The sequence below is a fragment of the Nocardioides nitrophenolicus genome, from assembly GCF_016907515.1.
Taxonomy (GTDB): Bacteria; Actinomycetota; Actinomycetes; order Propionibacteriales; family Nocardioidaceae; genus Nocardioides; species Nocardioides nitrophenolicus.
Genome location: NZ_JAFBBY010000001.1, coordinates 1,245,044 through 1,268,698 on the forward strand (window position 1 = coordinate 1,245,044; position 23,655 = coordinate 1,268,698).

Annotated in this window: 20 protein-coding genes; 6 read left to right on the forward strand and 14 right to left on the reverse strand. The window is 73.2% G+C overall.

Translation table 11 applies throughout. The annotated features are described in order from the left end of the window. From JOD66_RS06120 to hemE, 3 genes are all read right to left on the reverse strand, one after another. Positions 1-1,401 (reverse strand): ferredoxin reductase family protein, encoded by a 1,401-nt coding sequence (locus JOD66_RS06120; protein WP_204836020.1) that lies wholly within the window; start codon positions 1,399-1,401, stop codon positions 1-3. Then, positions 1,398-1,808: a hypothetical protein gene (locus JOD66_RS06125; RefSeq protein WP_204836021.1), complete on the reverse strand. Its 411-nt coding sequence runs from the start codon at positions 1,806-1,808 to the stop codon at positions 1,398-1,400. Before JOD66_RS06125 ends, JOD66_RS06120 begins: the two co-directional genes overlap by 4 nt. A 99-nt stretch (positions 1,809-1,907) precedes the next feature. Next, a complete protein-coding gene (gene hemE, locus JOD66_RS06130) occupies positions 1,908-2,954 on the reverse strand; it encodes a uroporphyrinogen decarboxylase (protein WP_307823332.1) in 1,047 nt (348 codons plus the stop codon). Positions 2,955-3,024: 70 nt separating this feature from the next. Between hemE and JOD66_RS06135 the strand changes: the two genes are divergently transcribed. Both JOD66_RS06135 and JOD66_RS06140 read left to right on the forward strand, forming a co-directional pair. Continuing rightward, entirely contained in the window at positions 3,025-3,630 is a 606-nt protein-coding gene (locus JOD66_RS06135) for a DUF3000 domain-containing protein (RefSeq protein ID WP_204836022.1), read from the forward strand. Continuing rightward, a complete protein-coding gene (locus JOD66_RS06140; protein ID WP_204836023.1) occupies positions 3,630-4,997 on the forward strand; it encodes an HRDC domain-containing protein in 1,368 nt (455 codons plus the stop codon). The genes JOD66_RS06135 and JOD66_RS06140 overlap by 1 nt, the downstream gene beginning before the upstream one ends. Here JOD66_RS06140 and JOD66_RS06145 read toward each other — a convergent pair. Continuing rightward, positions 4,907-6,334 carry an extracellular solute-binding protein gene (locus JOD66_RS06145; protein ID WP_204836024.1) on the reverse strand — a complete coding sequence of 476 codons (1,428 nt, stop codon included), beginning with the start codon at positions 6,332-6,334 and terminating at the stop codon, positions 4,907-4,909. The genes JOD66_RS06140 and JOD66_RS06145 overlap by 91 nt on opposite strands. 73 nt (positions 6,335-6,407) lie before the next feature. Here JOD66_RS06145 and JOD66_RS06150 point away from each other — a divergent pair, with 73 nt between their 5' ends. Next, entirely contained in the window at positions 6,408-7,007 is a 600-nt protein-coding gene (locus JOD66_RS06150; RefSeq protein ID WP_307823333.1) for a hypothetical protein, read from the forward strand. 139 nt (positions 7,008-7,146) lie between these two features. Here the strand turns inward: JOD66_RS06150 and JOD66_RS06155 are convergent, their stop codons facing one another. The 8 genes from JOD66_RS06155 to JOD66_RS06190 all read right to left on the reverse strand — a co-directional run bounded on the left by JOD66_RS06155 (position 7,147) and on the right by JOD66_RS06190 (position 17,532). Then, positions 7,147-7,929 carry an Ig-like domain-containing protein gene (locus JOD66_RS06155; RefSeq protein ID WP_204836025.1) on the reverse strand — a complete coding sequence of 261 codons (783 nt, stop codon included), beginning with the start codon at positions 7,927-7,929 and terminating at the stop codon, positions 7,147-7,149. Between the two features lie 68 nt (positions 7,930-7,997). Next, positions 7,998-11,834: an ATP-dependent RNA helicase HrpA gene (hrpA, locus tag JOD66_RS06160; RefSeq protein WP_204836026.1), complete on the reverse strand. Its 3,837-nt coding sequence runs from the start codon at positions 11,832-11,834 to the stop codon at positions 7,998-8,000. A 163-nt stretch (positions 11,835-11,997) separates the two neighbouring features. Next, positions 11,998-12,825 (reverse strand): hypothetical protein, encoded by an 828-nt coding sequence (locus JOD66_RS06165; protein WP_204836027.1) that lies wholly within the window; start codon positions 12,823-12,825, stop codon positions 11,998-12,000. After that, complete coding sequence (locus JOD66_RS06170) at positions 12,822-13,343, reverse strand: SigE family RNA polymerase sigma factor (protein ID WP_204836028.1); 522 nt, start codon at positions 13,341-13,343, stop codon at positions 12,822-12,824. Before JOD66_RS06170 ends, JOD66_RS06165 begins: the two co-directional genes overlap by 4 nt. An 87-nt stretch (positions 13,344-13,430) precedes the next feature. Further along, positions 13,431-13,874, reverse strand: coding sequence for an SRPBCC family protein (locus JOD66_RS06175; RefSeq protein WP_204836029.1), 444 nt, complete (start codon positions 13,872-13,874; stop codon positions 13,431-13,433). Positions 13,875-13,920: 46 nt separating this feature from the next. Then, the gene (locus JOD66_RS06180; protein WP_307823339.1) at positions 13,921-15,027 is read right to left on the reverse strand and encodes an FUSC family protein; all 1,107 of its coding nucleotides are present in this window, start codon (positions 15,025-15,027) and stop codon (positions 13,921-13,923) included. A gap of 157 nt (positions 15,028-15,184) precedes the next feature. After that, positions 15,185-16,021: an SDR family NAD(P)-dependent oxidoreductase gene (locus JOD66_RS06185; RefSeq protein ID WP_204836030.1), complete on the reverse strand. Its 837-nt coding sequence runs from the start codon at positions 16,019-16,021 to the stop codon at positions 15,185-15,187. Then, complete coding sequence (locus JOD66_RS06190) at positions 16,018-17,532, reverse strand: flavin-containing monooxygenase (RefSeq protein WP_204836031.1); 1,515 nt, start codon at positions 17,530-17,532, stop codon at positions 16,018-16,020. The genes JOD66_RS06185 and JOD66_RS06190 overlap by 4 nt, the downstream gene beginning before the upstream one ends. Positions 17,533-17,582: 50 nt before the next feature. On the opposite strand from JOD66_RS06190, the gene JOD66_RS06195 reads away from it, so the two are divergent. Together JOD66_RS06195 and JOD66_RS06200 are read left to right on the forward strand one after the other, a co-directional pair. After that, positions 17,583-18,179: a TetR/AcrR family transcriptional regulator gene (locus JOD66_RS06195; protein ID WP_204836032.1), complete on the forward strand. Its 597-nt coding sequence runs from the start codon at positions 17,583-17,585 to the stop codon at positions 18,177-18,179. A gap of 85 nt (positions 18,180-18,264) precedes the next feature. Then, positions 18,265-19,509, forward strand: a complete 1,245-nt coding sequence (locus JOD66_RS06200; protein ID WP_204835140.1) for an IS30 family transposase — start codon at positions 18,265-18,267, stop codon at positions 19,507-19,509. A 48-nt stretch (positions 19,510-19,557) separates the two neighbouring features. Here JOD66_RS06200 and JOD66_RS06205 read toward each other — a convergent pair whose 3' ends face one another. Next, entirely contained in the window at positions 19,558-20,901 is a 1,344-nt protein-coding gene (locus JOD66_RS06205) for a threonine/serine exporter family protein (protein WP_204836033.1), read from the reverse strand. A 36-nt stretch (positions 20,902-20,937) separates the two neighbouring features. Between JOD66_RS06205 and JOD66_RS06210 the strand changes: the two genes are divergently transcribed. Continuing rightward, positions 20,938-22,065 (forward strand): glutamate--cysteine ligase, encoded by a 1,128-nt coding sequence (locus tag JOD66_RS06210; protein ID WP_204836034.1) that lies wholly within the window; start codon positions 20,938-20,940, stop codon positions 22,063-22,065. Positions 22,066-22,069: 4 nt separating this feature from the next. Here the strand turns inward: JOD66_RS06210 and JOD66_RS06215 are convergent, their stop codons facing one another. Next, complete coding sequence (locus JOD66_RS06215) at positions 22,070-23,554, reverse strand: FG-GAP-like repeat-containing protein (RefSeq protein ID WP_204836035.1); 1,485 nt, start codon at positions 23,552-23,554, stop codon at positions 22,070-22,072. Positions 23,555-23,655: the final 101 nt, after the last annotated feature.

A 23,655-nucleotide genomic window follows, 5' to 3' on the forward strand; every position in this document is an offset into this window, starting at 1 on the left:
TCACCACCCGAAGTCCTCGACATGGATGCGCCGGTCCGGCACTCCGGCGGCGACCGCGGTCGCCCGGACCAGGGCCGACCAGCCCGGAGGACCGCAGACGTAGACGTCGTGCTCCGCGATGTCCGGGACCCAGGCCCGCAGCGCCGTCACGTCGTCGACCGGTCGGGCCAGCGCGGGCAGCCACGAGTCGGCGGTACGCCGAGCACCCGGCAGGCGCAGCACCCGCAGTCCGCGCTCCCGGGCGAGCAGGTCGACCTCGGCGGCGAACAGCGGAGCGGAGCGGTACCGCTCGACGTACACCGCCTCGCCGGGCGCGAAGCTCATCCCCTCGGCGAGGGCGCGCAGCGGAGCCATCCCGACCCCGGCGCCGATGAGCGCGACCTTGCGGGCCTCGCGGGCGCGGGGCGTGAGCCGGCCGTACGGCCCCTCGACGAGCACCCGGCCACCGGGCGCGAGCGCGGCGACGCGGCGGCTGTCGTCACCGGCCGCGGCGACGGTGATCCGCAGGCTGCGGCCGTCCGGGGCGGCGGACAAGGAGTAGGGGTGGGCGCGGGAGCGGCCCGGGGCGTCGAGGAAGCGCCAGAGCAGGAACTGCCCCGGCTCGGCGCGCAGCCGCTCGAGACGGCGCCCGGTCAGGTACACCGACCACACCCCGGGCGCCTCGGCGACGACGGAGGTCACCCGGAGCCGGTGCCGCAGGTTCACGGCGAGCGGGAGCAGCACCCGCCAGCCGAGGACGGCGCCGGCGGCCGCACCCCACGCCGTCCACCAGAACACGGTGCGCGCGGGCGAGCCGGTGAGCTGCTCGCCGGTCCACAGCTGGTGGGGCAGGGCGAGCCCGACGCCGAGATAGGCGTAGAGGTGCAGCAGGTGCCAGGACTCGTAGCGCAGCCTGCGCCGCGCGGCACGCACGCTGGTCACCACGACCAGGACCAGGCACAGCAGGCCGGCGGCGGCGAGCAGCATGCCCGGGTAGTCCCAGGTCAGCGTCCACAGCATGGCCGGGGTCGCGGCGAGCGAGCCCGCGGCGTAGCCCCAGGTCACGGTGAGGACGTGGCCCAGCACGAGGGAGAACGAGGTGAAGCCGACGGTGCGGTGCAGCGCGGCCAGCCGGTCCTGGCCGAACGCCCGCTCCAGCACGGGCAGCCGCGCCATCAGCAGCACCTGGGCGAGGAGCAGCACCGAGCCGGCCAGGCCGCTGAGCCGGCCGAGCGCGGTCAGCGCCGAGCCGAGGTCGACGATCGAGCCCAGGCCCCCGTCGCGCAGCCACCACAGGGCGACCAGGCCCAGCGCGCCGGCGAGGGCCGTGCCCGCGGCCGTCCGGACCGCCTCGGCGCGCACCGCCGCGGCCGGGCGGGCCGCGACGGGCGGCAGGGTGGCGCGGGGCGTCAGGGCGGTCACGACGAGCCCGTGCCCGAGCCGGGGTCCCCGCCCGGGAAGCCCTGGCCGTCGAGTCCCTGGCCGCCGAGCCCCGGTGGCGGCTGGCGGTCCCGGAAGCCGCCGCCGGACCCGCCGTCGTCACCGACCTGGCTGGTGGCCGGCACCGTGGCGTCCGGGCCCGCCGTGGCCTGGCCGACCGCGAAGCCGCCGATCCCGCCCAGGCCGGCGGCCACGGCGGCCGCGGTCGCCGCCGCGAGGGCCCGCGCCCGGCGGCGCTTGGGCACCGGCGCGCCGAGCACCGGGTAGGCGCCGGTGTCCGGTGCGGGCGCCGTCGGTGCGGGCGGCGGAGGTGGCGGAGGTGGCGGAGGTGGCGGCGCGGCCCCCTCCCAGCGGTTGCCGGACTCGGTCGAGGGGTGCTGCTCGGTCACGGGGGCCTCCGGAGGTCGTCGGTGACCACCAGTGTTCGACCGGGTCGTGGGTGCGCACTGTCCCGCGTCTGTGGGCTCCCTGTGAGGACGCCTCCAGGCTCAGTCCAGCGGGTAGCCCTGCACGAACTCGGTCAGCCGCGCGAGCTGGTCGGGGTCGGTGCTCGGGATGACGCCGTGACCGAGGTTGAAGATGTGCCCGCGGGCGGCCCGGCCGGCCTCGATGACAGCGGCGGCGCGCTCGGTCATCACCTCGGTCGGCGCGAAGACGAGCGTCGGGTCGAGGTTGCCCTGCACGGAGCGATCGCCGACCAGCGGGATCGCGCGCTCGAGCGGGGTGCGCCAGTCGACGCCGACCACGTCGGCGCCCGCCTCGCCCATCAGGTCGAGCAGGTTCGACGTACCGACGCCGAAGTGGATGCGGGGCACGCCCAGCGCGCCCACCCGCTCCAGCACTCGGGCGGAGTGGGGCTGGACGTAGCGGACGTAGTCGGCCGGGGTGAGCGCGCCGGCCCACGAGTCGAACAGCTGGACCGCGGAGGCGCCCGCGGCGACCTGGGTCTCGAGGAAGACGGCCGAGACGTCGGCGATCTTGCGCATCAGCGCGTCCCACACGTCGGGGGCACCGAACATCAGCGCCTTGGTCTTCGCGTGCTCCTTCGACGGTCCGCCCTCGACGAGGTACGACGCCACGGTGAACGGCGCGCCCGCGAACCCGATCAACGGGGTGCCGCCGTTGGTCGAGGCGAGCTCGCCGACCAGGTTCTGGACGGCCTGGGTGATGTAGGGGATCTGCTCGGGGGTGAGGTCCGGGATCGCCTCGACGTCGGCGAGGGTGCGCACCGGCGTGGCGACGACCGGCCCGACGCCGGGCACGATGTCGAGGTCGACGCCGACCGCCTTGAGCGGCAGCACGATGTCGGAGAAGAAGATCGCCGCGTCCACGCCGTAGCGACGCACCGGTTGGAGGGTGATCTCGGTGATCAGCTCGGCGTTCTGGCAGGAGTCGAGCATGGCGACGCCCTCGCGCACCTTCAGGTACTCCGGCAGCGAGCGCCCGGCCTGCCGCATGAACCACACCGGGGTGTGCGGCACCTTCTCTCCGCGGGCGGCCTTGAGGAGTGCGCTGTCGTGCAGGGGGGCGGTCACGAGACCCAGCGTCGCAGGTCAACGGCGTGGGACGCACATCGATCCGGCCCTCTCCGCCTAGGGTGGCCCCATGGTCGCCCGCCAGGAGATGAACCAGGGGTCCGGCGCGGCCGGCACTCCCCCCGAGTTCACCGCAGCCGTCGCGGGCCTGCGCGCGGCCTCGTTCCGCCCCGAGGTCTTCTGCGAGGAGATGCCGGCGCCGCAGCGGATCGCGCCGTACGCCGCCGCCCTGTCCGCCGACGTCACCGTCGACGACGAGGTGGCCACCGGCCGCCTGGTCCTGCTCCACGACCCGGCCGGCAACGACGCCTGGGCGGGCACCTTCCGCTGCGTGGCCTACTGCCGGGCCGAGATCGACCACGACCTGGCGACCGACCCGTTGCTGACCGACGTCGGCTGGACCTGGCTGACCGACGCGTTGGAGGCGCACGGTGCCGAGCACGTCGCCGTCTCCGGGACCGTCACCAAGGTGGTCACCGAGAGCTACGGCTCGATGGCCGACGAGCCGGGCAGCGCCCAGCTCGAGATCCGGGCCTCGTGGACGCCCGTCGACCCGGCCGACATCGCCACGCACGCCGAGGCGTGGGGCGAGCTGATGTGCACCGCCGGCGGCCTGGAGCCGGTGCCCGACGGGATCGCGGTCATGCCGTCGCGGCGCGGCCAGCGGGGCGGCTGATGGCCGACCAGGCACCTGACGAGACGCCCGAGGAGGACCAGCAGCCGGTCGAGCTGCTGACCCTCGCCGACGGCCTGCCGCCGGTGATCGACACTCCGGAGGCGCTGGCGGCGTACTGCGCCCTGGTCGCGGCCGGCTCCGGTCCGGTGGCGATCGACGCCGAGCGCGCGTCCGGCTACCGCTACTCCAACCGCGCGTACCTGATCCAGGTCAAGCGCGCCGGGGCCGGCATCGGCCTGATCGACCCGATCCCGTTCGGCGACCTCACGCCCCTCGCCGACGCCATCGGCGACGCCGAGTGGATCCTGCACGCCGCCACCCAGGACCTGCCCTGCCTGGCCGAGGTCGGGCTGCGGCCGGTCGCGCTGTTCGACACCGAGCTCGCCGGCCGGCTCCTCGACTATCCGCGGGTCGGGCTGGCCACCCTGGTCGAGACCCTGCTCGGGCGCCACCTGCGCAAGGAGCACTCCGCGGTCGACTGGTCGACCCGGCCGCTGCCCGAGCCCTGGCTGGAGTACGCCGCACTCGACGTCGAGGTGCTCGTCGAGCTGCGCGACCTGCTCGCCGCCCAGCTCGAGGAGGCCGGCAAGGCCGACTGGGCGCGCCAGGAGTTCGAGCACGTCCGGGGCTTCGAGCCGGCGGTGCGGGTCGACGCCTGGCGGCGCACCTCCGGCCTCCACAAGGTCCGCGGCCGCCGTACCCTCGGCGCGGTGCGGGCGCTGTGGGAGGCCCGCGACGCGATCGCCCGGGAGCGTGACGTCACCCCCGGCCGGCTGATCCCCGACGCCGCGATCGTCGCCGCGGCCACCGCGATGCCGACCACCCGCGGCGCCCTGCTCGGCACCCCGGGCTTCCACGGCCGCGGCGCCGCCCGGCACGCCCGCGAGTGGCTGGCAGCGCTGCAGTCCGCCGCGGAGCTGCCCGAGAGCGAGCTGCCGTCCCGGGTCACCCACGGCGACGGCCCGCCGGCGCCGCGCACCTGGGCCGACAAGGATCCGGTCGCGGCCCGCCGGCTCGAGCTGGCCCGCGCCGCGGTCGCCGCGCTGGCGGAGGAGCACGCCATCCCGCTGGAGAACCTGCTCACCCCCGACAGCCTGCGCCGGGTGATGTGGGCGCCGCCGAGCACGCGCGACCCGGTCGAGCTGCTGGAGGCGGTCATCGACCAGCTCCGGGCGCTGGGGGCGCGCAGCTGGCAGATCGGGCTGACCGCGCCCGCGCTCAGCCGTGCCGTCCTCGACGCCGAGGGCTCCGCCTCGGCGCGCGGCCGGAAGCGGCGTCAGGGTGTGGCGGACGAGCCGGCGTCGGACGGCGAGCCGGGCCCGGTGTCCGAGGCGCCCTCCGAGGGCGTCTCCGACGGCGCGACGTAGTCGGGATCCAGGAGGCTGCGCGACTTCTCGTCGATCGCCTTCAGCGCCTCCTGGAGGTCGGCGATGTCCGGCGTCGTCAGCAGCGTCTCGATGTCGGGGTCGACCAGCTCGCGCAGCTCGCGGCCCTGGCTCATCAACGGCGGCAGCACGATCGTGCGCATCACGCTGTTGAACAGCGCGGCATGCTCCGGCGCCTGGCCCGGCTGGAGGAAGTCGTCGGAGAACGCGACGGTCAGCTTGGCGGGCTGGATGTAGCCGGTCTGGGCGACCCGGGCCATCGCCTCGTCGCTCACCAGGTAGCTGAGCACGTTGGCCGCCGCCTCGTTGCGCGCCGGACGGGCCGGGGTGAGGCAGATGCCGTTGAGGTCGGCGACGGTCTTGGCCGAGCCCAGCGAGGGCATCGGCAGCACGTCGAAGTTGAGGCCCTCGACGCCGCGCAGCTCGGGGGTCAGCCCGCGGAAGCCGGCGATCATCGCGAGCTTGCCGCGCTTGAACCACTCCTCCGCCGGGCGCCGGGCGAGCTGCTTGGTGCTCAGCGTGAGCCGCGGGTCGCGCAGCAGCTCGAGAGTGCGCCGCAGCGCGTCGGTCGACCCGTCGTCGCCGAGCGCCAGGCTGGTCGGCTCGTTGTCGTCGTCGAACAGCTGGCCGCCGCCGGAGTAGACGAACGGCGCCAGGCCGCGCAGCGTCGGCGCGATGTAGATGCCGCGGGTGTTGCGCCGCGGCCGGCTCGCGAACTCCGCCGCCGCCCGGAACTCCGCGAAGTTCCAGCTGGTGTGGTCCTCGCGCGGCACCGGCAGGCCCTCCGCCTCCATCGCCGCGAAGTCGACGAGGTCGGTGTTGTAGTAGATGACCATCGGCGAGGCGGCGTACGGCATGCACTGCAGGTCGTCGTCGACCGAGAACGCCGAGACCGCGTCGCGCGCCCAGTCGTCGCCGATCGGGATCTCGCGCTCGTTGACCAGGTCGAGGAGGGGCAGGTTGCGCTTCTCGGCGACCGTGCGCGCCAGGTCGGCGCGCGGCAGCAGGTAGAGGTCGGGCTTCGCGCTGCCGTTGCGGATCGCGTCGAGCATCGCGTCGGCGTCGGGCCAGGAGACCACGGACACGTTGGTGTCCTTGCTGCTGGCGTTGTAGGCGTCGACGACCGTCTGGTACGCCGCGATCTCGGGGGCCGTGCCCCACACCGCGAGCTGGAGCTCGGTCATCGTCGCCGCGGTGGGTCGCGGCTGATGCGGCCGCTCCTTCTGCTCGGTGCCGCTCGCGAGGGCGATCATGCCCACCAGGACCGCCACGGCGACCCCGACCACGACTGCACCCGTCCGCCACGTGAACCGACCCACGGCGGCCACCCTACCGGCCGGTCACAGCCCGCCGCGCGGCGCGTGCTGTCGGACTCGCACCTAAGGTGAGGGGGTGTCCGAGCACCGGCGTCACCATCGTCCCGCGCCCCGGGAGGCCGCCTTCTTCGACGAGTACGCCGGCGCGGGCGACCCCGCGCTGCTCGCCGAGGCCGCCGAGCGCGCCGCCGTGCTCCTCGTTCGCGGCGCCCGCACCAGCGCCGACGCGGGCGTCGCCGAGCGGCTGGTCCACCTCGCCGACACCGAGGGGATCGAGGCGATCGCCGAGGTGTGGTCGCACGCCGCCCCCGACACGCTCGCCGGGTGCCTGTGGCGGCTCTACCTGCTCCGCTCGTGGGTGTACGCCGACCCGGCGGGCGTGGCGCGCGAGTTCGAGTCCGGTCGCGCCCGGGCCGAGTTCGCCCACGTCGTCGCCGGTGTCGCCGACCCGCCCGGACCCGACGAGCTGCGCGCGATGGTGGACGAGGTGCTCCGGGGCATCGCCGGGGGCGAGTTCGCCGACGTACTGCTCCGCGCCGCCGCCTTCGCCCGGGTGGTCGCCGCCGGCCGGGCCACGTTGCATGACGTACCCGACGCCGACATCCGCCGGATGCTCGCGCTCGGCGAGCAGCTCGAGGCGGCCGGACATCTCGAGCTCGCACACCGGTTGGGCTGAGCACTGGTCCCGAGGACGTAGACTGGGCTCTCGAGCACGCCGGGCCGCGGCAGCCCCGGGTCCCAAATTCAGCCGCTACGAGCGGCCCTGCGCCGTGAGGCGCTCCCGGTCCGGCGTGCTCGCCCCAGAACCGGGACGCTCAGCGAACGGTGACCCGGTAGGTCCGGCCCGAGGCGCTCACGGTGGTCGAGCCCAGGTAGCGGACCTTCAGCCTGTGCGTGCCCCTCGCCAGCTTCCTCGTCCGCAGCTTCACGGTGCCGGCCGCGGTGATCGTCCCGCTCGCCACCACCTTCGAGCCGTCGCGGACCTCGACCCGGCCCGTGGCCGGCCGCGACGCGGAGACGACGACCTTCACCCTCACCCGCCGTCCCGGCGCCGGGCTGATCCGCGCCTTCACGCTGGAGGCCACGGCGGCGCCCTGGGCGTGGCCCGGCGGCGGCGTGATCGCGGGGTCGACGCGGTAGTCGAGCGTCCTGCTCACGGACGGCGCCTGGGTCGCCGTGCCGGTGTAGCGGGCGAACACCTGGTAGGTGCCGACCTGGTCGGTCGGCATGCTCATCCGCGCCGTGCCCTCGGCGTCGACGGCGACCTCCTCACCGAGCTGGGCGCCGTTCAGATAGAACGCCACCGTCCCGTTCGCCGGCTCGAGGCTCTCGTAGACGTCGACCGTGGCGATCGCCTCGATCGGGTAGGCGTTCGGGGACCCGGGCGGCCAGGTCCGCCAGCCGGTGACGACCAGGCCGGTGACCGTCTGGTAGCTCGCCCGGCTCACGTGCCCGCTCGGAGTGGGCTCCGCGGGCGGAGCGGCGACCGCGCCGCCGGCGGGCAGGCCCGCGAGCAGGACGGCGAGCAGCGCCGCGCGGGCGCCGGGTCGTGCTCGGCGGGAGTGGTCGGACCTGGCTGTTCGTCTCGGCTGGCTCACGTCGGCACCCTGTCCCGGGCCGCTGGGGTCCGGCTGGAGACCGACTGGGAGTCCCCGGCGCATCCTGCTCAGAGCGCGTCGAGAGCCTTGCGGATCCGGACGTCGGAGATCGGGCCGTCGGTGCCGAGCTGCTGGGCCCACAAGGAGACCCGGTACTCCTCCAGCATCCAGCGGATCGCGCGCAGGCCGGCCCCGGCGGGACGACCCTCGGGCAGCGCGGCGATCCGGTCGAGATAGGCGTCCTGGAGCGGCTGGAGCACGTCCATCCGCTGCCGGTCCTTGGCGAGCGCGGCCGGGCCGCCGTTCTCGAGGGCCGTACGACGCTCGCGCATCGCGGCCAGCCAGGTGCGGTAGCGGCGCAGCCGCAGGGCGCCGGCCTCGCCCACGAAGCCATCGTGGACCAGGCGGCCGAGCTGGGCCTGGAGGTCGGTGAGGGCCGGCAGCATCGGCAGGTCGGCGCGCCCGCTGAGCAGGCGGTCGACCTCGCGCCAGGAGGCGAGCACGCGCAGCAGCTCGGCGAGCACCTCGCGCACGCCCGCGGCCGCGACCGGGCGCAGCGCCGCCAGCAGGGCGTCGTACTCCTCGCGGGTGCGGACCGGCGGCCGGGCGTCGACGGCGTCGACCACCACGGCACGCAGGCAGTCGTCGAGGATGGCGGGCACGCCGGCGTACGGGGTGCCGGCGAGGCCGAGCTTCTCGGCGTTGCCGAGGCCGTCGACGACGCCGGACAGCGGTGCCGCGCCGAGCGCGAGCAGGGCGAGCCGGACCACGCCCAGCCGGTGTCGTGCGTCGCGCTCGTCGGCGGAGCCGAACACCTGGAGGCCGACGGTGGCGCCCTCGTCGACCAGCCCGGGATGGGCCTCGACCTCGTGCCCGGCGCGGGTCCAGGTGGCGGTGGCGGGGATCTCGTCGAAGACCCAGTCGGTCTCGCCGGTGCGGGCGACGCCGGAGTCGGAGGCGACGGCGGCGATCGCCTGCTCGAACTGCGGCTGCAGCGGCGCCTTGAGCTCGGCGAGCGACTTGCCGCGGCCCTGCACCCGACCGCCCTCGTCGACGACCCGGTAGCTCGGCTTGAGGTGGGCCGGGAGGGCCGTCAGGTCCCAGGCCTCCCGCGGGACGTGGACGCCCGTGGTGGAGCGCAGGTAGCGCTCGAGGGCGGTGAGCAGCGGCTCCTCCCCCGCGGGCACGGCGGCCAGGAACTCGCGTGCGGTGTTGGGCGCCGGCACGAAGCTGACCCGCAGCGCCTTCGGGAGGCTGCGGATCAGCTCGGTCACCAGCTCCTCGCGCAGGCCCGGCACGATCCAGGAGAAGTCGTCGTCGTCGACCCGGTTGAGCGTCGCGACGGGGATGTCGATGGTCAGCCCGTCGTCCTTCGCGCCCGGCTCGAAGTGGTAGCTGATCGAGAAGGTCAGCCCGCCCGTCACCGACCACTCCTCGGGGTAGTCCGCCTCGCGCACCTCCTCGGCCGCGTCGTGGGTGAGCATCGCCGGGTCGAAGGTGAGCAGCTCGGGTTGCGCGCGCCGCGCGTCGCGCCACCACCGGTCGAAGTGCGCGCCGCTGACGATCCCCTCGGGGACGCGGGCGTCGTAGAAGTCGAACAGGGTGTGCTCGTCGACCACCAGGTCGCGCCGCCGGGCGCGGTGCTCGAGCTCCTCGGCCTGCTCGAGGAGCCGCTTGTTGTCGCGCAGGAAGTGGTGGCGGGTGTCCCACTCGCCGTAGACGAGGGCGTGCCGGATGAAGATCTCGCGCGACAGCTCGGGATCGACCTTGCCGTAGGTGACGGACCGGTCGGCCGCCAGCGGGACGCCGTACAGCGTGACCCGCTCCTTGGCCATCACCGCCTGGCGCCTGCGCGACCAGTGCGGCTCCGAGTAGGAGCGCTTGACCAGGTGGGCGCCGAGCCGCTCGGCCCAGCGCGGGTCGATCGCGGCGTTCTGGCGGGCCCAGAGCCGGCCGGTCTCGACCAGCTCGCCGGCCATCACGAAGGGCGGGTTCCTCCGGGCCAGGCCGGAGCCAGGGAAGATCGCGAACCGCGCGCCGCGGGCGCCGAGGTACTCGCGCGGGCCGGGGCGACGGCCGTCCTTGCGGGCGCCCGGCCCCGACCTGGCCGGCTTCTCCCGCTCCTCCAGCAGCCCGATGTGGGAGAGCAGGCCCGAGAGCAGCGCCTGGTGGATGCCGTCGGCGTCCGGCGTCTCGCTCGGCGCCTCAAGCCGGACCTCCATCTCCTTGGTGACCTGGCGCAGCTGGGCGACGAACTCCTGCCACTCCCGCACCCGCAGGTAGTTGAGGAACTCCCGCTTGCACATCCGGCGGAAGGCGCTGCCCGACAGCTCCTTCTGCTGCTGGCGCAGGTGCTGCCACAGGTTGAGCAGGGTGAGGAAGTCCGAGCCCTCGGCCTTGAACCGAGCGTGCAGCTGGTCGGCCTGCGCGCGCTCGGTCGGATGGTCCGCGCCGGGGCGCTCGCGCGGGTCCTGCAGCGAGAGGGCCGCGACGATCACGAGGACGTCGCGCACGCAGCCGAGCCGCTCGGCCTCCAGCAGCATCCGTCCCAGCCGCGGGTCGATGGGGAGCCGGGCGAGGCGCCGTCCCACCTTGGTCAGCTCGCCCTGCCGGCCACTCGTGGCGACCGCGCCGAGCTCCTCCAGCAGCTGGGTGCCGGCCTGGATGTTGCGGCGGTCCGGCGGCTCCACGAACGGGAAGCGCTCGATGTCGCCCAGCCCGAGCGAGGTCATCTGGAGGATGACGGACGCCAGGTTGGTGCGCAGGATCTCCGGGTCGGTGAACTCGGGGCGGGACTCGAAGTCCTCCTCGGCGTAGAGCCGGATCGCGATGCCGGCCGCGACCCGGCCGCACCGGCCGGAGCGCTGGTTGGCCGATGCCTGGCTGATCGGCTCGATCGGGAGGCGCTGGACCTTGGTGCGCGCGGAGTAGCGGGAGATCCGGGCGACGCCGGTGTCGACGACGTACCGGATGCCGGGGACGGTCAGCGAGGTCTCGGCGACATTCGTGGCGAGGACCACGCGCCGGCGCGAGCCCTTCGCGGGCGCGAAGACCCGGTGCTGCTCGGCGGCGGAGAGGCGGCTGTAGAGCGGGAGCACGTCGACCCCGCGGATGCCCTCCCCCAACGGCGCGAGCGCCTCGGCGGTGTCGCGGATCTCGCGCTCGCCGGGGAGGAACACCAGGATGTCGCCCGGTCCCTCGGCGGAGAGCTCCTTGACGGCGTCGACGATCGCCTCGGTCTGGTCCCGGACGATGGGCTCGCCGTCGTCGTCGGCCTCGGCGAGCTCCATGAGGGGGCGATACCGGATCTCGACCGGGTAGGTGCGGCCGGAGACCTCGATGATCGGGGCGTCGTCGAAGTGCCGGGCGAAGCGGTCGGTGTCGATGGTCGCGGAGGTGATGACCAGCTTGAGGTCGGGCCGCCGGGGCAGCAGCTGCTTGAGGTAGCCCAGCAGGAAGTCGATGTTGAGGCTGCGCTCGTGGGCCTCGTCGATGATGATCGTGTCGTAGCGCCGCAGCAGCCGGTCGCGCTGCAGCTCCGCGAGCAGGATGCCGTCGGTCATCAGCTTGACCCGGCTCTGCTTCGACGTACGGTCGGTGAACCGGACCTGGTAGCCCACCAGGTCGCCGAGCTCGGTGCCGAGCTCGGAGGCGATCCGCTCGGCCACCGAGCGGGCCGCGATCCGGCGCGGCTGGGTGTGCCCGATCATCCGCGGCCGGCCGTCCTCGCCGGGCGCGCCGAGGCCCAGCTCGAGGCAGATCTTCGGGAGCTGGGTGGTCTTCCCGGAGCCGGTCTCACCGGCGACGATCACGACCTGGTGGTCACGGATCGCGGCGGCGATGTCGTCGCGTCGGGCGCTGACCGGGAGGTCGGGCGGGTAGGTGATGTCCACAGCGGGGCCCATTCTCCCCGCCGGCGCGGACGAAGACCAATCGTTTGGCGGGCGGTCGCCTCCGCCCCGCGAGGCGGACTGGGGGCGCGTTTCCTGCACTTGTCGTGCGTTGCAACGCCCGTCAAGCGTGGGAATCGCCGGTCGACCGGCGATTCCTGCACCCCCGCCTGCCACCTCAGGACAGCGAGAACCTCGGGTCGGCCGCGGCGACCACCAGCTCGTCCACGGTGAGGTCGATCCCGCTGACCGGCGTGCGGGAGTTGTTGCCAAAGAGCGTGTTCGCGTCGATCCCGACCGACATCCCGTCGGTGCGGCGTACGACGACCGCGACCCCGCCGTCGTACGTCGCCACCTCGGCCGACGCCACGCCGGGCAGGTCGACCGGCCGGGGCAGCCAGTCGTCGTGGCCGAGCCGGACCTGGCCGTCGTCCGCGGGCCCGCCGTTGACCTCGACCTGGATCATGCCCAGCCCGCGCTCGCCGGGGACCCGCCAGTCCAGCCTGGTCCCGTACGACGTCAGCCGGTCCTGTCCGTCGGGGCAGGCGGGGTCGGCGGAGGTCCCCACCTGGTTGCCGGAGCCGGCCGGTCCGAGATGCCGCCCGCTCGGGTCGAGCCGCTCGGCCAGGATCGCCCGGTAGTCCCGCAGCAGGTCGGGCGCGACCGGCCGGAAGTCACCGCCGGCGCCGAGTCCGCCGTCGGCCGGGACGCACCGAGACTCGGTGGGCGCCGCGGGTGGCGGAGTCGGCGTCGGACTGGTGGTGGGCACGACCGGCGTCGGGTCCTGGGCCACCGTGGTGGCGTCATTCCCGGCGGGAGCGGAGGCGAGTGCGACGGCGGCGCTCGCCGAGGCGAGCGCGACCACGGACCCGCAGCCGACGGCGAGCCGGACCCGCTGCCGCCGCCGACGACCGCGGCGCAGGTCGCCGTCGGGGTCGGTGGACGGGGCCAGACGGTCGGTGAGCCGGTGCAGCTCGGCACCCAGCAGGTCCTCGATCGGGGTCATGAGAGGTTCTCCTCCAGTGAGTCGGAACAGGAGTCGGACGGGTCGGCGAGCGCGACCCGGAGCGCGGCGAGCGCGGCCGAGGTCTGGCTCTTGACGGTGCCGGCGCTGATCCCGAGGTCGGCGGCGGTCTCCGCCACGCTGAGTCCCCACCAGTGCCGCAGCACCACCACCCGGCGCTGACCGGACGGGAGCGCCCGGAGCGCGGTCCACAGCGCGTCGCGCTCACCGAGCGCGTCCGCGGCGGCGGCCACCGGTACGTCGGGCAGCCGCTCCCCCGCCGAGGACTCGCGGCGCCAGGGCCGGCGGCCCTCGTCGAGGTGGGCGTTGACCACGGCGCGGCGGACGTAGGCGTCGACGGAGTCGGCGCGCCGTACCCGCGGCCAGGCGACGTAGAGCCGGGCCAGCGCCGCCTGCACGATGTCCTCGGCCCGGTGCGGGTCACCGCACAGCAGCCACGCGGCGCGGTACAGCTGTGGCCGCCGCTGGGCGACGTACGCCGCGAACTCCTGGTCCCGCATCCGGCCCACCGTGCTCCTCTCGTCCGGCACCGTCTCCCTGTTGACGGACCGGGACGCGGATCGGTTGGGTGCGACGCCGGGCGAACCTCAGGCGAGGGCCTCCACATTGCGCACCAGGGCCTCGCTGGAGTGCTTGACCGCGATGCCGACCACCGGCTTCACCGCACCCGCGATCGCCTTGCCGGCGGGGCCGCCGGGCAGGGTGAAGGAGATCCAGGCGTCCACCCGGGTGCGGTCGTCGCCGAGGTCGGTGAAGGTCCAGCGCTGCGTGGTCTCGATCCCCTTGACCGAGGTCAGCTCGACCAGCCGGTCCCGCTCCCAGGCGGTGCACTCGATCCGCGCCTTGAGCGGGACGCCGACCTTCATCACGCCGTCGTACTGGGCACCGACGCCGTGCAGCTGGTCGGTGACCGGCTCGATCCGGGTCAGGCCGTACATCCAGTCCTTGGTGGTGCTGAAGTCGTCGACGTAGGCGAACACCGTGCTGATCGGCGCCGCGATCTCGACGCTCTGCTCCACCACATTGGTCACGGCGAGAGTGTGACACGCGGTCACAGGTTCTCGGCGCAGGTGGGGTTCAGCGCGGCGGCGGCAGCGCGTCGGTCGCCTCGAGCTGGCCCATGCCGGTCACCATCAGCAGGTCGGCGACGATCGCGCGGATCTGGGCGAGGATCGCCTCGGCGGTGAGGATGTCGCTGCGCTCGACCTGCCCGGTCGCCGCACCGACCGCCAGCACCTCGTCGCGGGCGGCGGTCGCGATCCGGTCGGCGTGCAGCTCGCGGGCGACCGCCTCGGCGGCCGCGGCGAGGTCGGCGGCCAGGCCGACGTACGACGCGGGCACCGGCAGCCGGCGGTACGCCGTGATCGTGGTCTGCCGCACCAGCACCCGGGTGCTGCGCAGGGCCCGGTCGAGCGGATCGACCAGCTCGACCATGCGGCGCAGCGGCTCGCGGTGCCGGATCCGGAACGGCGAGGAGCTGACCACCGCCATCCCCTCCTCGGCCGCGGCCTGGAGCTCGCGGATCAGCCGGTCGGTCGCGCGGGCGTCGGCGAGCAGCTCGAGCGCCGGCGTCACCTCCCCGTCGACCATCACGTCGGAGGCGGCGCGCAGCAGCTGGGCGATCTTGCGCGCGACGGCGGCGGCCTGCTCGCGCGGCCGCCGCAGCGGGGCGGCCGGGACCGCCATCGCCGCCACCAGGGCCACCGCGCCGCCGATCACGGCGTCGGTCCAGCGCAGGAAGGCACCGCCCGCTCCCGGCAGCAGCACCGCCACCACGATCGACTGGATCGCGGCCTGGTTGACGAACATGATCCCCGCGTCGAACAGCAGCGCCGTCGACATGGACAAGAAGACGATCAGCGCCAGCTGCCAGGCACCGGACCCGATGCCGGCCACCAGCACGTCGGCGATGAAGACCCCGATCGCGACGCCGATGGTGACCTCGACGACCCGCCGCAGCCGCTGCCCGTACGACGTGCCGAGGCACAGCACCGCGGCGATCGGCGCGAAGAAGGGCAGGTCGTGGCCGAACAGGTCGTTGGCGACGAACCAGGCGACGCCCGCGGCGATCGAGCACTGCGCGACCACCCACAGCTTGTCGCGCCACCGGTCGACGCGGCCGCGCAGCGACAAGCGGCTGCGCGACCACATCCGGTCCAGTACCCCGTCGTTCGGCGCCTCCACAAGAAGTCAGGCTAGTGCCGGATCAGCCCCGAAGGTCGCGCCGCCCGCCGTTTCTGGACGGAGGAGCGGAGCGAGGAACGAGCGAAGCGGGGGAGGAAGAAATGGCGTTGGCAGGCGGCGCGACACTGCGCGAGCGGAGCGAGCGCCGACGGCGCGGCTACACGGCCTTGGCCGGGAGCACCCTCTTGGAGACGAGCGCCACGACGTCCTCGTAGCGCGAGCCGGTGAACTTCTGGAAGTTGTGCAGCGCGTGGGCGTCGAGGCCGACCAGCACCCGCGCCTGGTTCTTGGTGATGCCCTTGACGATGATCTCGGCGGCCCGCTCGGGCGTCATCTTGGCGAGCTTCTCGTCGAACAGCTTGGCCGTCGCCGCCTTGTCCTCCTTGTCGGAGACCCGGGCGTTGCGGGCGATCGCGGTCTTGATGCCGCCGGGATGCACCGAGGTCACGCCGACGCGGTGCCCGGCGATCAGCATCTCCTCGCGCAACGCCTCGGTGAACCCGCGCACCGCGAACTTGGTCGCGTTGTAGGCGCTCTGGCCCGGCATCGCGAGCAGTCCGAACAGCGACGAAAGGTTGACCACGTGGCCGTCGCCGGACGCGATCAGGTGGGGCAGGAACTCCTTGGTGCCGTGCACGACGCCCCAGAAGTTGATGCCGACGATCCACTCCATGTCCTGGTAGGTCAAGTCGACCACGTCGCCGGCCAGCGCGACGCCGGCGTTGTTGATCACGACGTTGACCTGGCCGAAGTGCTCGGCGACCGAGGCGGCGTAGGCCGCGAAGGCGTCCCGGTCGGCGACGTCGAGACGCGCGGTCTGCACGTCGGGCGAGCCGGCGTCCTTCGCCAGGGCGGCGGTCTCGTCGAGACCGTCGGTGTTGACGTCGGAGAGCGCCAGCCGGGCGCCCTTGCCGGCCAGGTTGACCGCGAGGGCGCGGCCGATGCCGGAGCCCGCGCCGGTGATGACGACGACCTTGTTGCTGAGGTTCTTCACGCGTTGACTGCCTCTCGCTCGTGGGACACCTCGACGTCGTACCGGTCGAGGTCGAAGGTGCTCAGGTGCTGCCGGAAGGTGAACGTCTGCCCCGGCCACAGGGTGGTGTTGTTGCCGAACTTGTCGAGATACCAGCTCGCGCAGCCGCCGGTCTGCCACACGGTCGGCCTCATCTTGCGCCGGATCTCCGCGGTCCACGCGTCCTGCGCGGCCTGGGTCGGCTCGACGGCGGCGAGACCCTCGCGGCGCATCGCCTTGGCCGCCTCGACGACGTAGCGCACCTGGGACTCGATGATGAAGATCATGCTGGAGTGCCCCAGCGCGGTGTTGGGACCGACGATCTGGAACAGGTTGGGGAAGCCGTGGAAGGTGGTGCCCTTGTACGCCGCCATCCCGCTCTCGTCCCACAGGTCGGCGAGGGTGCGGCCGTCGCGGCCGGTGATGTGGCGGGCGATCGGCGGCTCGGTGACATAGAAGCCGGTGGCCACCACGAGCACGTCGATCGGGCGCTCGACGCCGTCGGCGGTCACGATGGCGTCGGCGGTGACCGCGGCGATCGGGTCGGTCACCAGGTCGACGTTGTCGGCGTCGAGCGCGGGATACCACTTGTTGGAGATCAGGATCCGCTTGCAGCCCGCGCGGTAGTCGGGCGTGACCTTCGCGCGCAGCGCGGGGTCGGAGATGCCCTTCGCGATGTTCTTCCGGCCCTGCGCCTCGACCGCCTTCATCAGCACTGGGAAGCGGGCGAACGCCGGGACCCGCGCCTCGAGCGTCGCGTACACGAACGAGCGCAGCGCCCGCTGGGCGCCGGGGACCTTCGCGAAGACGGCCTTCTCGATGCTGCTGAACTCCCGCTCGTTGCGGGGGATGATCCAGTTCGGCGTGCGCTGGTAGACGTCGACGTGCCCGGCGACCTGCTGCAGCTCGGGCACGAGCTGGACGGCCGAGGCGCCGGTGCCGATGACGGCGATCCGCTTGCCGGCGAGGTCGACGTCGTGGTTCCAGCGGGCCGAGTGGAAGATCTCGCCCTGGAAGCCGTCGATGCCCTCGATCTCGGGGAGCCGGGGCTCGGAGAGCCCCCCGGCGCCGGCGACGACGGTGCGCGCGGCGTACTCCTGCACGCCGGCCGGGCCCTCGGTGCGCACGACCCAGCGCTGGAGGTCGTCGTCCCATCGCGCGTCGAGGACGGCGGTGTCGAAGACGAATCGGTCGAGCGTGCCGGACTCCTCGGCGACCCGGCGGGTGTACTCCCAGATCTCCTGCTGCGGCGAGTAGACCTTGGACCACGCGGGGTTCAGCGCGAAGGAGTACGAGTAGAGCTGGCTCGGGACGTCGCACTCCGCACCCGGGTAGGTGTTGATGTGCCAGGTGCCGCCGACGTCGCTGTCCTTCTCGATGACGACGAAGTCGCGCTCGCCGGCCTCGTCGAGCTTGATCGCGGCGGCGAGACCGGCGAAGCCGGCACCGACGATGAGGTGGTCCACATTCCTGCGACCCGGGGTTGCACTCATGGGAGGGACGCTATTGGCGCTATTGAACTTCTGTCAATAGACTGCCGGACGTGACGACGCCCACGCGGACCCGCCTCTCCCCGGCCGAGCGCCGTACCCAGCTGCTCGAGCTGGGCTTCCGGCTGCTCGCCACCCGCTCGCTCGACGAGCTCTCGATCGACCTGCTCGCCGAGGAGGCCGGGATCTCCCGCGGGCTGATGTACCACTACTTCGGCAGCAAGCTGGGCTTCTACGAGGCCGTCGTCCAGCACGCCGCGGACGACCTCTACTCCCGCACCGCTCCCCCCGACGAGGGCGAGCCACTCGAGCGCCTGCTCGCCTCCCTGGCCGGCTACGTCGACTACGTCATCGCCAACCACGCCGGCTACCGCTCCCTGGTCAAGGCGGCGACCGGCGGCAACGACAGCCTGCGCGCGATCTACGACGCCACCTTCGCCGCGCTGGCGGAGCGCTTCTTCACCGCCGACCCGGACGGGCTGGTCGTCCCCGACACCCCCGCCGTACGGCTGCTCATCCACGCCTGGCAGGCGATGGTCGAGGACCTGGTCCTCACCTGGTGCGACTCCCCCGCCGGGCTGTCCCGCGAGGACCTGCTCCAGGTGGTCACCACCTCGCTGCCGGCGCTCGTCGACACCCTCCCCGGGTGACGTCCGGCCGCGCATCTGACGGATGGGCTGCGAATTCGGCGGCAGGCTCAAGTGGTCGTAGCAACACCATTCCCGTGGAGGTGTTGTGGTCCGTCAGCGTGTGCCGTACGAGGTCCGTGCTCGGTTCTTTGACTTGGTGTGCACAGGCTGGTCGCTGGCGAAGGCCTCGAGCGAGGTCGGCGTGGCGAAGCAGTCGGCGTGGGAGTGGTGGCGCAAGTCTGCTCCGGTGACCTTGGAGCTTCTGCCAGGCCGAGTCGGGGGCATCGACAGCGCCCGCACCAGACTTAGCCCCGGGGCGGCCGGGGAGGCCGGGGTGGGTCAGCGGCGCATGCTGACCAGTGAGGACCGGGCTGTGATCGCTGCCTGCCTGCAGTGTCGGGCACGGGGCGAGAAGATCACGCTTGCTCAGATCGGTGAGCTGATCGAGCGGCACAAGTCGGTGATCGGTCGCGAGATCGCTCGCAACAGTGGCCCGGACGGCTCCTACTATGGCGCGCTGGCGCACCAGCAGGCCGTGGTGAAGCGCAAACGGCCCAAGGAGTTCCGGCTGGTCGCCGAGCCGGGCCTGTGCCGGCGGATCGAGGCCTGGATGGACGACGGTTGGTCCCCGCAGTTGATCGCGCGGGTGCTGCGTGAGGAGTCGCCCCACACGATCATGGGCCGTGTGTCGCACGAGACGATTTACCAGGCGCTCTACGTCCAGACCCGCGGAGGGTTGCGCAAGGACCTCTACCGGCAGCTGTCGACCAAGCGGGCTGCACGTAAGCCGCAGGGCGGGGTCAAGCGCGCGAACAGCCCGTACAAGGAGGCGTTCAAGATCAGCCAACGCCCGCCCGAGGTCGCGGACCGGGCGGTGCCCGGTCACTGGGAGGGCGACCTCATCATGGGCAGCCCGGGGAGTCCCGCGGTCGGGACGCTGGTCGAGCGGGCCACGCGGTTCACGATCTTGTTGCACCTGCCCGGCAGCCATGACGCCGAGTCCGTGGCTGAGGCGATGATCCGGGAGATGTCGCAACTGCCTGAGCATCTGCGGCGGTCGTTGACCTGGGACCGCGGGACCGAGCTCGCGGCCTACGCCAAGATCCAGACCGACCTGTCGATGCCGGTCTACTTCTGTGACCCGCACTCGCCGTGGCAACGCGGCACGAACGAGAACACCAACCGGCTGCTACGCCACTGGCTCACCAAGGGCAGCGACCTGTCCCGCTTCACCGCAGCCGACCTACGCCGGATCGCGGCCAGCCTCAACGCCCGCCCACGTCCTACCCTGGACATGAAGACACCAGCCCAAGCGCTGGACGCGCTGTTGTCGAACCCGGCAGCAGCCTAGAAGTTGCTTCGACCGCTTGACCTAGCCGGCTGATTCACAGCCCATTCGTCAGATACGCCGGGAGGAACGGGACCGGCGCCGGGCCCGGGTGACGCCCACCAGGCGGGGACCGGCGAGCCGCGCCTCGACCCGGCGGGCCTCCCGCATGACCGGCTGGGCGACGTACTCGCCGAGGATCACGCCCGAGGCCAGCGCGATCGCGACCGAGGCGGCGGTGACCATCGCGAGCAGGCCCTGGGCGGCCTGCTGGCCGCCCTCCTGGCCGAGCAGGAACAGGCCGCGGTAGATGGAGAGGCCGGGCAGCAGCGGGACCACGGCCGACACCACGACGACCAGCGGCGGCACCCGGAACCGGCGGCCGACGGTGTAGCCGAACACGCCGATCACGAAGGCCGACAGACCGACGGCGAAGGTGCGGCCCGTGCCGGCCTCCGAGAGCGCCTCGGTGCCGGCGATGGCCAGGCCACCGAGGATGCCGACCGGCAGCAGCGTGCGCAGCGGTGCGTACGACGCGAACGCGAACGCCGCCGCGCCGATCGCGCCGCCCGCCCCGACGGTCGTCACCCCGACCAGGTCGAAGCGCGGCAGGGTGAGGCTGGGGATGTCGAGGCCGACGGCGGCGCACAGCGAGAGCCCGCCGCTGACGCCGGCGATGATGCCGGCGGTGGCCAGCACCGCCTCGAGGATCCGGGCGCCACCGGTGACGAAGAAGCCGGACAGCGCGTCCTGGACCGCGCCCATGAAGCCGATGCCGGCGAGCAGCATGATGATGTTGGCGGTCACGACGAGCGAGGCGTTCAGGTGGATCCACGGCTCGGCGAGCCGGGTGCCGAGGGCCGCGAGCAGCGTCGCGACCACGCCGCCGGCGACCTGCTGGTAGAAGCCCGGCAGCCGGCGCCGGGTCATCAGCAGCTGGAGCCGGTCGATGCAGATCGCGGCCAGCATCGCGACCAGCACCACGACCAGGTTGCCGCCGAGCTGCAGCCCGACCCCGCCGCACATCACGCCCCAGCCGAGCGTCGCCGCCCACCGCGGCCGCGCGTGGCCCGACGACACGATCTGCGCCAGCGCGGTCCGAGCGCCCTCGAGGTCGGTCTCCCCCGCGACCACGTCCCGGACCAGGTGGTCGACACGGGTCAGGTCCTCGTAGTCGATCTCGCGCTGGGTCACCGCGCGCAGCTGCACCACGGGCGGCTCGTCCGGGCCCTGCTGGACGCTCATCGCGAGCGAGGTGAAGGTGACGTCCACCTGCGTGTGCCGTACGCCGAGTGCCCGCGCCAGCGCCCGCATCGTCGCCACCACATCGGGCGCGCCGGCCCCGGAGGAGAGCAGCACCTCGCCGACCTTGAGACACAGGTCGAGCGTGCGGTGGAGAGTCCGCAGGTCGTCCATCCCCCAACTCTGTCAGGTCGCCTCTACGCTGATCGCGTGCGCATCGACTTCCACGGCTCGGCCGAGCCGACCCTGGGGGTGGAGTGGGAGTTCGCGCTGGTCGACCGTCGTACCCGGGACCTGCGCAACGAAGCCGCTCACCTCTTCGCCCGGGCCAAGCCGCGGATGCCCGAGCCGGGCAAGCTCCACAAGGAGCTGCTGAAGAACACCGTCGAGGTGGTGACCGGGGTGTGCGGGACCGTCGGGGAGGCGATGGCGGACCTGCGCGACACCCTGCAGTACGTCGCGAGCGCGGCCGACGACCTCGACCTGGACCTGTACGGCGCCGGCACCCACCCCTTCGCGGACTGGACCGGGCAGCAGCTCACCGAGGGCCATCGCTACGCCGAGCTGATCAACCGCACCCAGTGGTGGGGCCGGCAGATGCTGATCTGGGGCGTTCACGTCCACGTCGGGCTGCCGGAGCGGGACCGCGTGCTGCCGGTGCTCAACGGCCTGCTCACCTACTACCCCCACCTGCAGGCGCTCTCCGCGTCGTCGCCGATCTGGATGGGCGTCGACACCGGCTATGCCTCCAACCGCGCGCTGATGTTCCAGCAGCTGCCGACCGCCGGGCTGCCGTTCCAGTTCGAGCGCTGGGAGGAGTTCGAGCACTTCGCCCACGACCAGCTGACGACCGGGGTGATCGACGAGCTGAGCGAGATCCGCTGGGACCTGCGTCCCGCGATCAACCACGGCACGCTCGAGAACCGGATCTGCGACGGCGTCTCGACGCTGGCCGACATGCAGGGCCTGGTCGCGCTGATGCACTGCCTGGTGGTCTGGCTCGACCAGCGGGTCGCGGCCGGTGAGACGCTCACCACCATGCCGCCCTGGCACGTGCAGGAGAACAAGTGGCGGGCGGCGCGCTACGGCGTCGACGCGATCGTGATCCTCGACGCCGACTCCCGCGAGCGGCTGGTCACCGACGACCTGGCCGAGCTGGTGCCCCGCCTGGAGCCGGTCGCCGCCCGGCTCGGCTGCGAGGCGGAGCTGGCGTCGGTGCTCGACATCGCGACCCGCGGGCCGTCGTACGTGCGACAGCGGGCGGTCGCCGAGCGGACCGGCAACGACCTGGTCGCCGTCGTCGACTCGGTGGTGACCGAGCTGAAGGCGGGCCTCTAGCCCGTCAGGACTCGGGGAACTCGATCCGGCAGTCCGAGCTGTCGCACGCCGGCGTCTCGGCCCACACGGTCGCGCGCTCGAAGCCGCTGCCGGTCGACCTCATCACCTGCACCCCGGTGAACTTCGACTCCTGCGAGGCCTTGACCACGAACACGATGTCGCCCCGGCCGTCGCCGTCGACGTCGCTCAGCGTGGCGCCCTGGAGGGCCCGCTGCCCGATCGTGGAGACGCCGGTGAAGCCGTCGACGGCGCGCGGACGGCCGTCGGCGAGGTCGTAGACGGTGACCTGGAGCTCCTCGTGGTACGAGCTGGCCTGGACCGCGACCAGGCTGGTCGTACCGTCGCCGGTCACGTCGCCGACCAGGTAGGCGTCGGCGAACAGGTCGTCCTCGACGACGGCGCCGACCGCGAAGTCGCGCCCGGTCGAGGTGAGCAGGGCGTAGCCGCGCTTCCCGGAGTAGTAGCCGGTGTAGTCCTCGTCCTTCACCTTCTCCGCCGGCAGCCGGGTCCACAGGTCGGCCCGGCCGTCGTGGTCGAAGTCACCCGCCCGGATCTCGGTCGAGTCGATGGTCGCGTTGGTGAGCGAGGCCCAGCGCACCGGGTCCGCGAACCCACCGGTGCCGTCGCCGAGGAGCACCTGGACATCGACGGCACGGTCGTTGGGTCCGATCAGGGCGAGGTCGGGCGTGCCGTCGCCGTCGAAGTCGCCGGCCTGCACCTGGATCCGGGTGCCGAACTCCTCGAGCGACGACAACGCCAGCCGGAAGGTCTGGTCGCCGGGGAACTCCTTGTCGGTGGAGGACAGGGTGAGCTGGTCGGCGTCCTCGACGAAGGACCAGCTCAGCTGCTCGTTGACGCCGTCGTCGTCCCAGTCGAGGGAGAGCTCGGCCGGCTCCTCGGACCGTTCGACCGCGCGCTCGCTGGTCGTGAACACGGTGCCATTGCTGCTCGCCGTGATCCGGGTGGTGCGGTCGTAGTCCGGGGAGAAGTAGAAGACCGCGTCGCCGTGGCCGTCGCCGTCGAGGTCGCCCTGGATCGCGGCCGGGTGGTCCGCACCACCCGGGCCGCCGTCTCCGCCGTCGCCGGCACGCGCGTCGTCGGCCCACGGCCGCAGCGCCGCCAGGGTGCCGGCGGCGGCGGCGAGCAGGACCAGGACGACGCCCAGCACGAGCCACAGCACGAGCCGGCGCCGGCTCGCCGGGGCAGGCATCGGGGGCATCGGGGACATCGGCTGCGGGGCGGTGGCGCCGTCGTACCCGAGCGAGGGGACCTGGCCGTAGCCGGCCGGCGGGGACGCGGGAGCGGGCGCAGGTCCGGGCGCCGGCGTCGGGGCGGGTGCCGCGGGCGGCGCCGGGCGGGCCCGGGTCGACTCGTCGGCCGGCGTGAACCGAGTCATCGGGCGGCGCTCGTCGGTCCAGTCGGAGCCGTCCCAGCGGCGCTCCATGCCGTCACCGTCCGGGTACCAGCCGGGAGGGGTGATGTTGCTCAAGACCTGATCCCATCCGTTCGCGTGCGGCCGGGGCCCTCCTACCCCGTGCCGGAACGGATCACGCCTGGACCCGCCGGCCCATTCTCTTGTGGCGACCGTCA

Coding starts and splice junctions, on each gene's coding strand:
- JOD66_RS06205 (WP_204836033.1), bottom strand. CDS start 20,901: ATGGACGACCTGCGGACTCTCCACCGCACGCTCGACCTGTGTCTCAAG.
- JOD66_RS06165 (WP_204836027.1), bottom strand. CDS start 12,825: ATGACCCCGATCGAGGACCTGCTGGGTGCCGAGCTGCACCGGCTCACC.
- JOD66_RS06140 (WP_204836023.1), top strand. CDS start 3,630: ATGGCCGACCAGGCACCTGACGAGACGCCCGAGGAGGACCAGCAGCCG.
- JOD66_RS06190 (WP_204836031.1), bottom strand. CDS start 17,532: ATGAGTGCAACCCCGGGTCGCAGGAATGTGGACCACCTCATCGTCGGT.
- JOD66_RS06170 (WP_204836028.1), bottom strand. CDS start 13,343: ATGCGGGACCAGGAGTTCGCGGCGTACGTCGCCCAGCGGCGGCCACAG.
- JOD66_RS06135 (WP_204836022.1), top strand. CDS start 3,025: ATGGTCGCCCGCCAGGAGATGAACCAGGGGTCCGGCGCGGCCGGCACT.
- hrpA (WP_204836026.1), bottom strand. CDS start 11,834: ATGGGCCCCGCTGTGGACATCACCTACCCGCCCGACCTCCCGGTCAGC.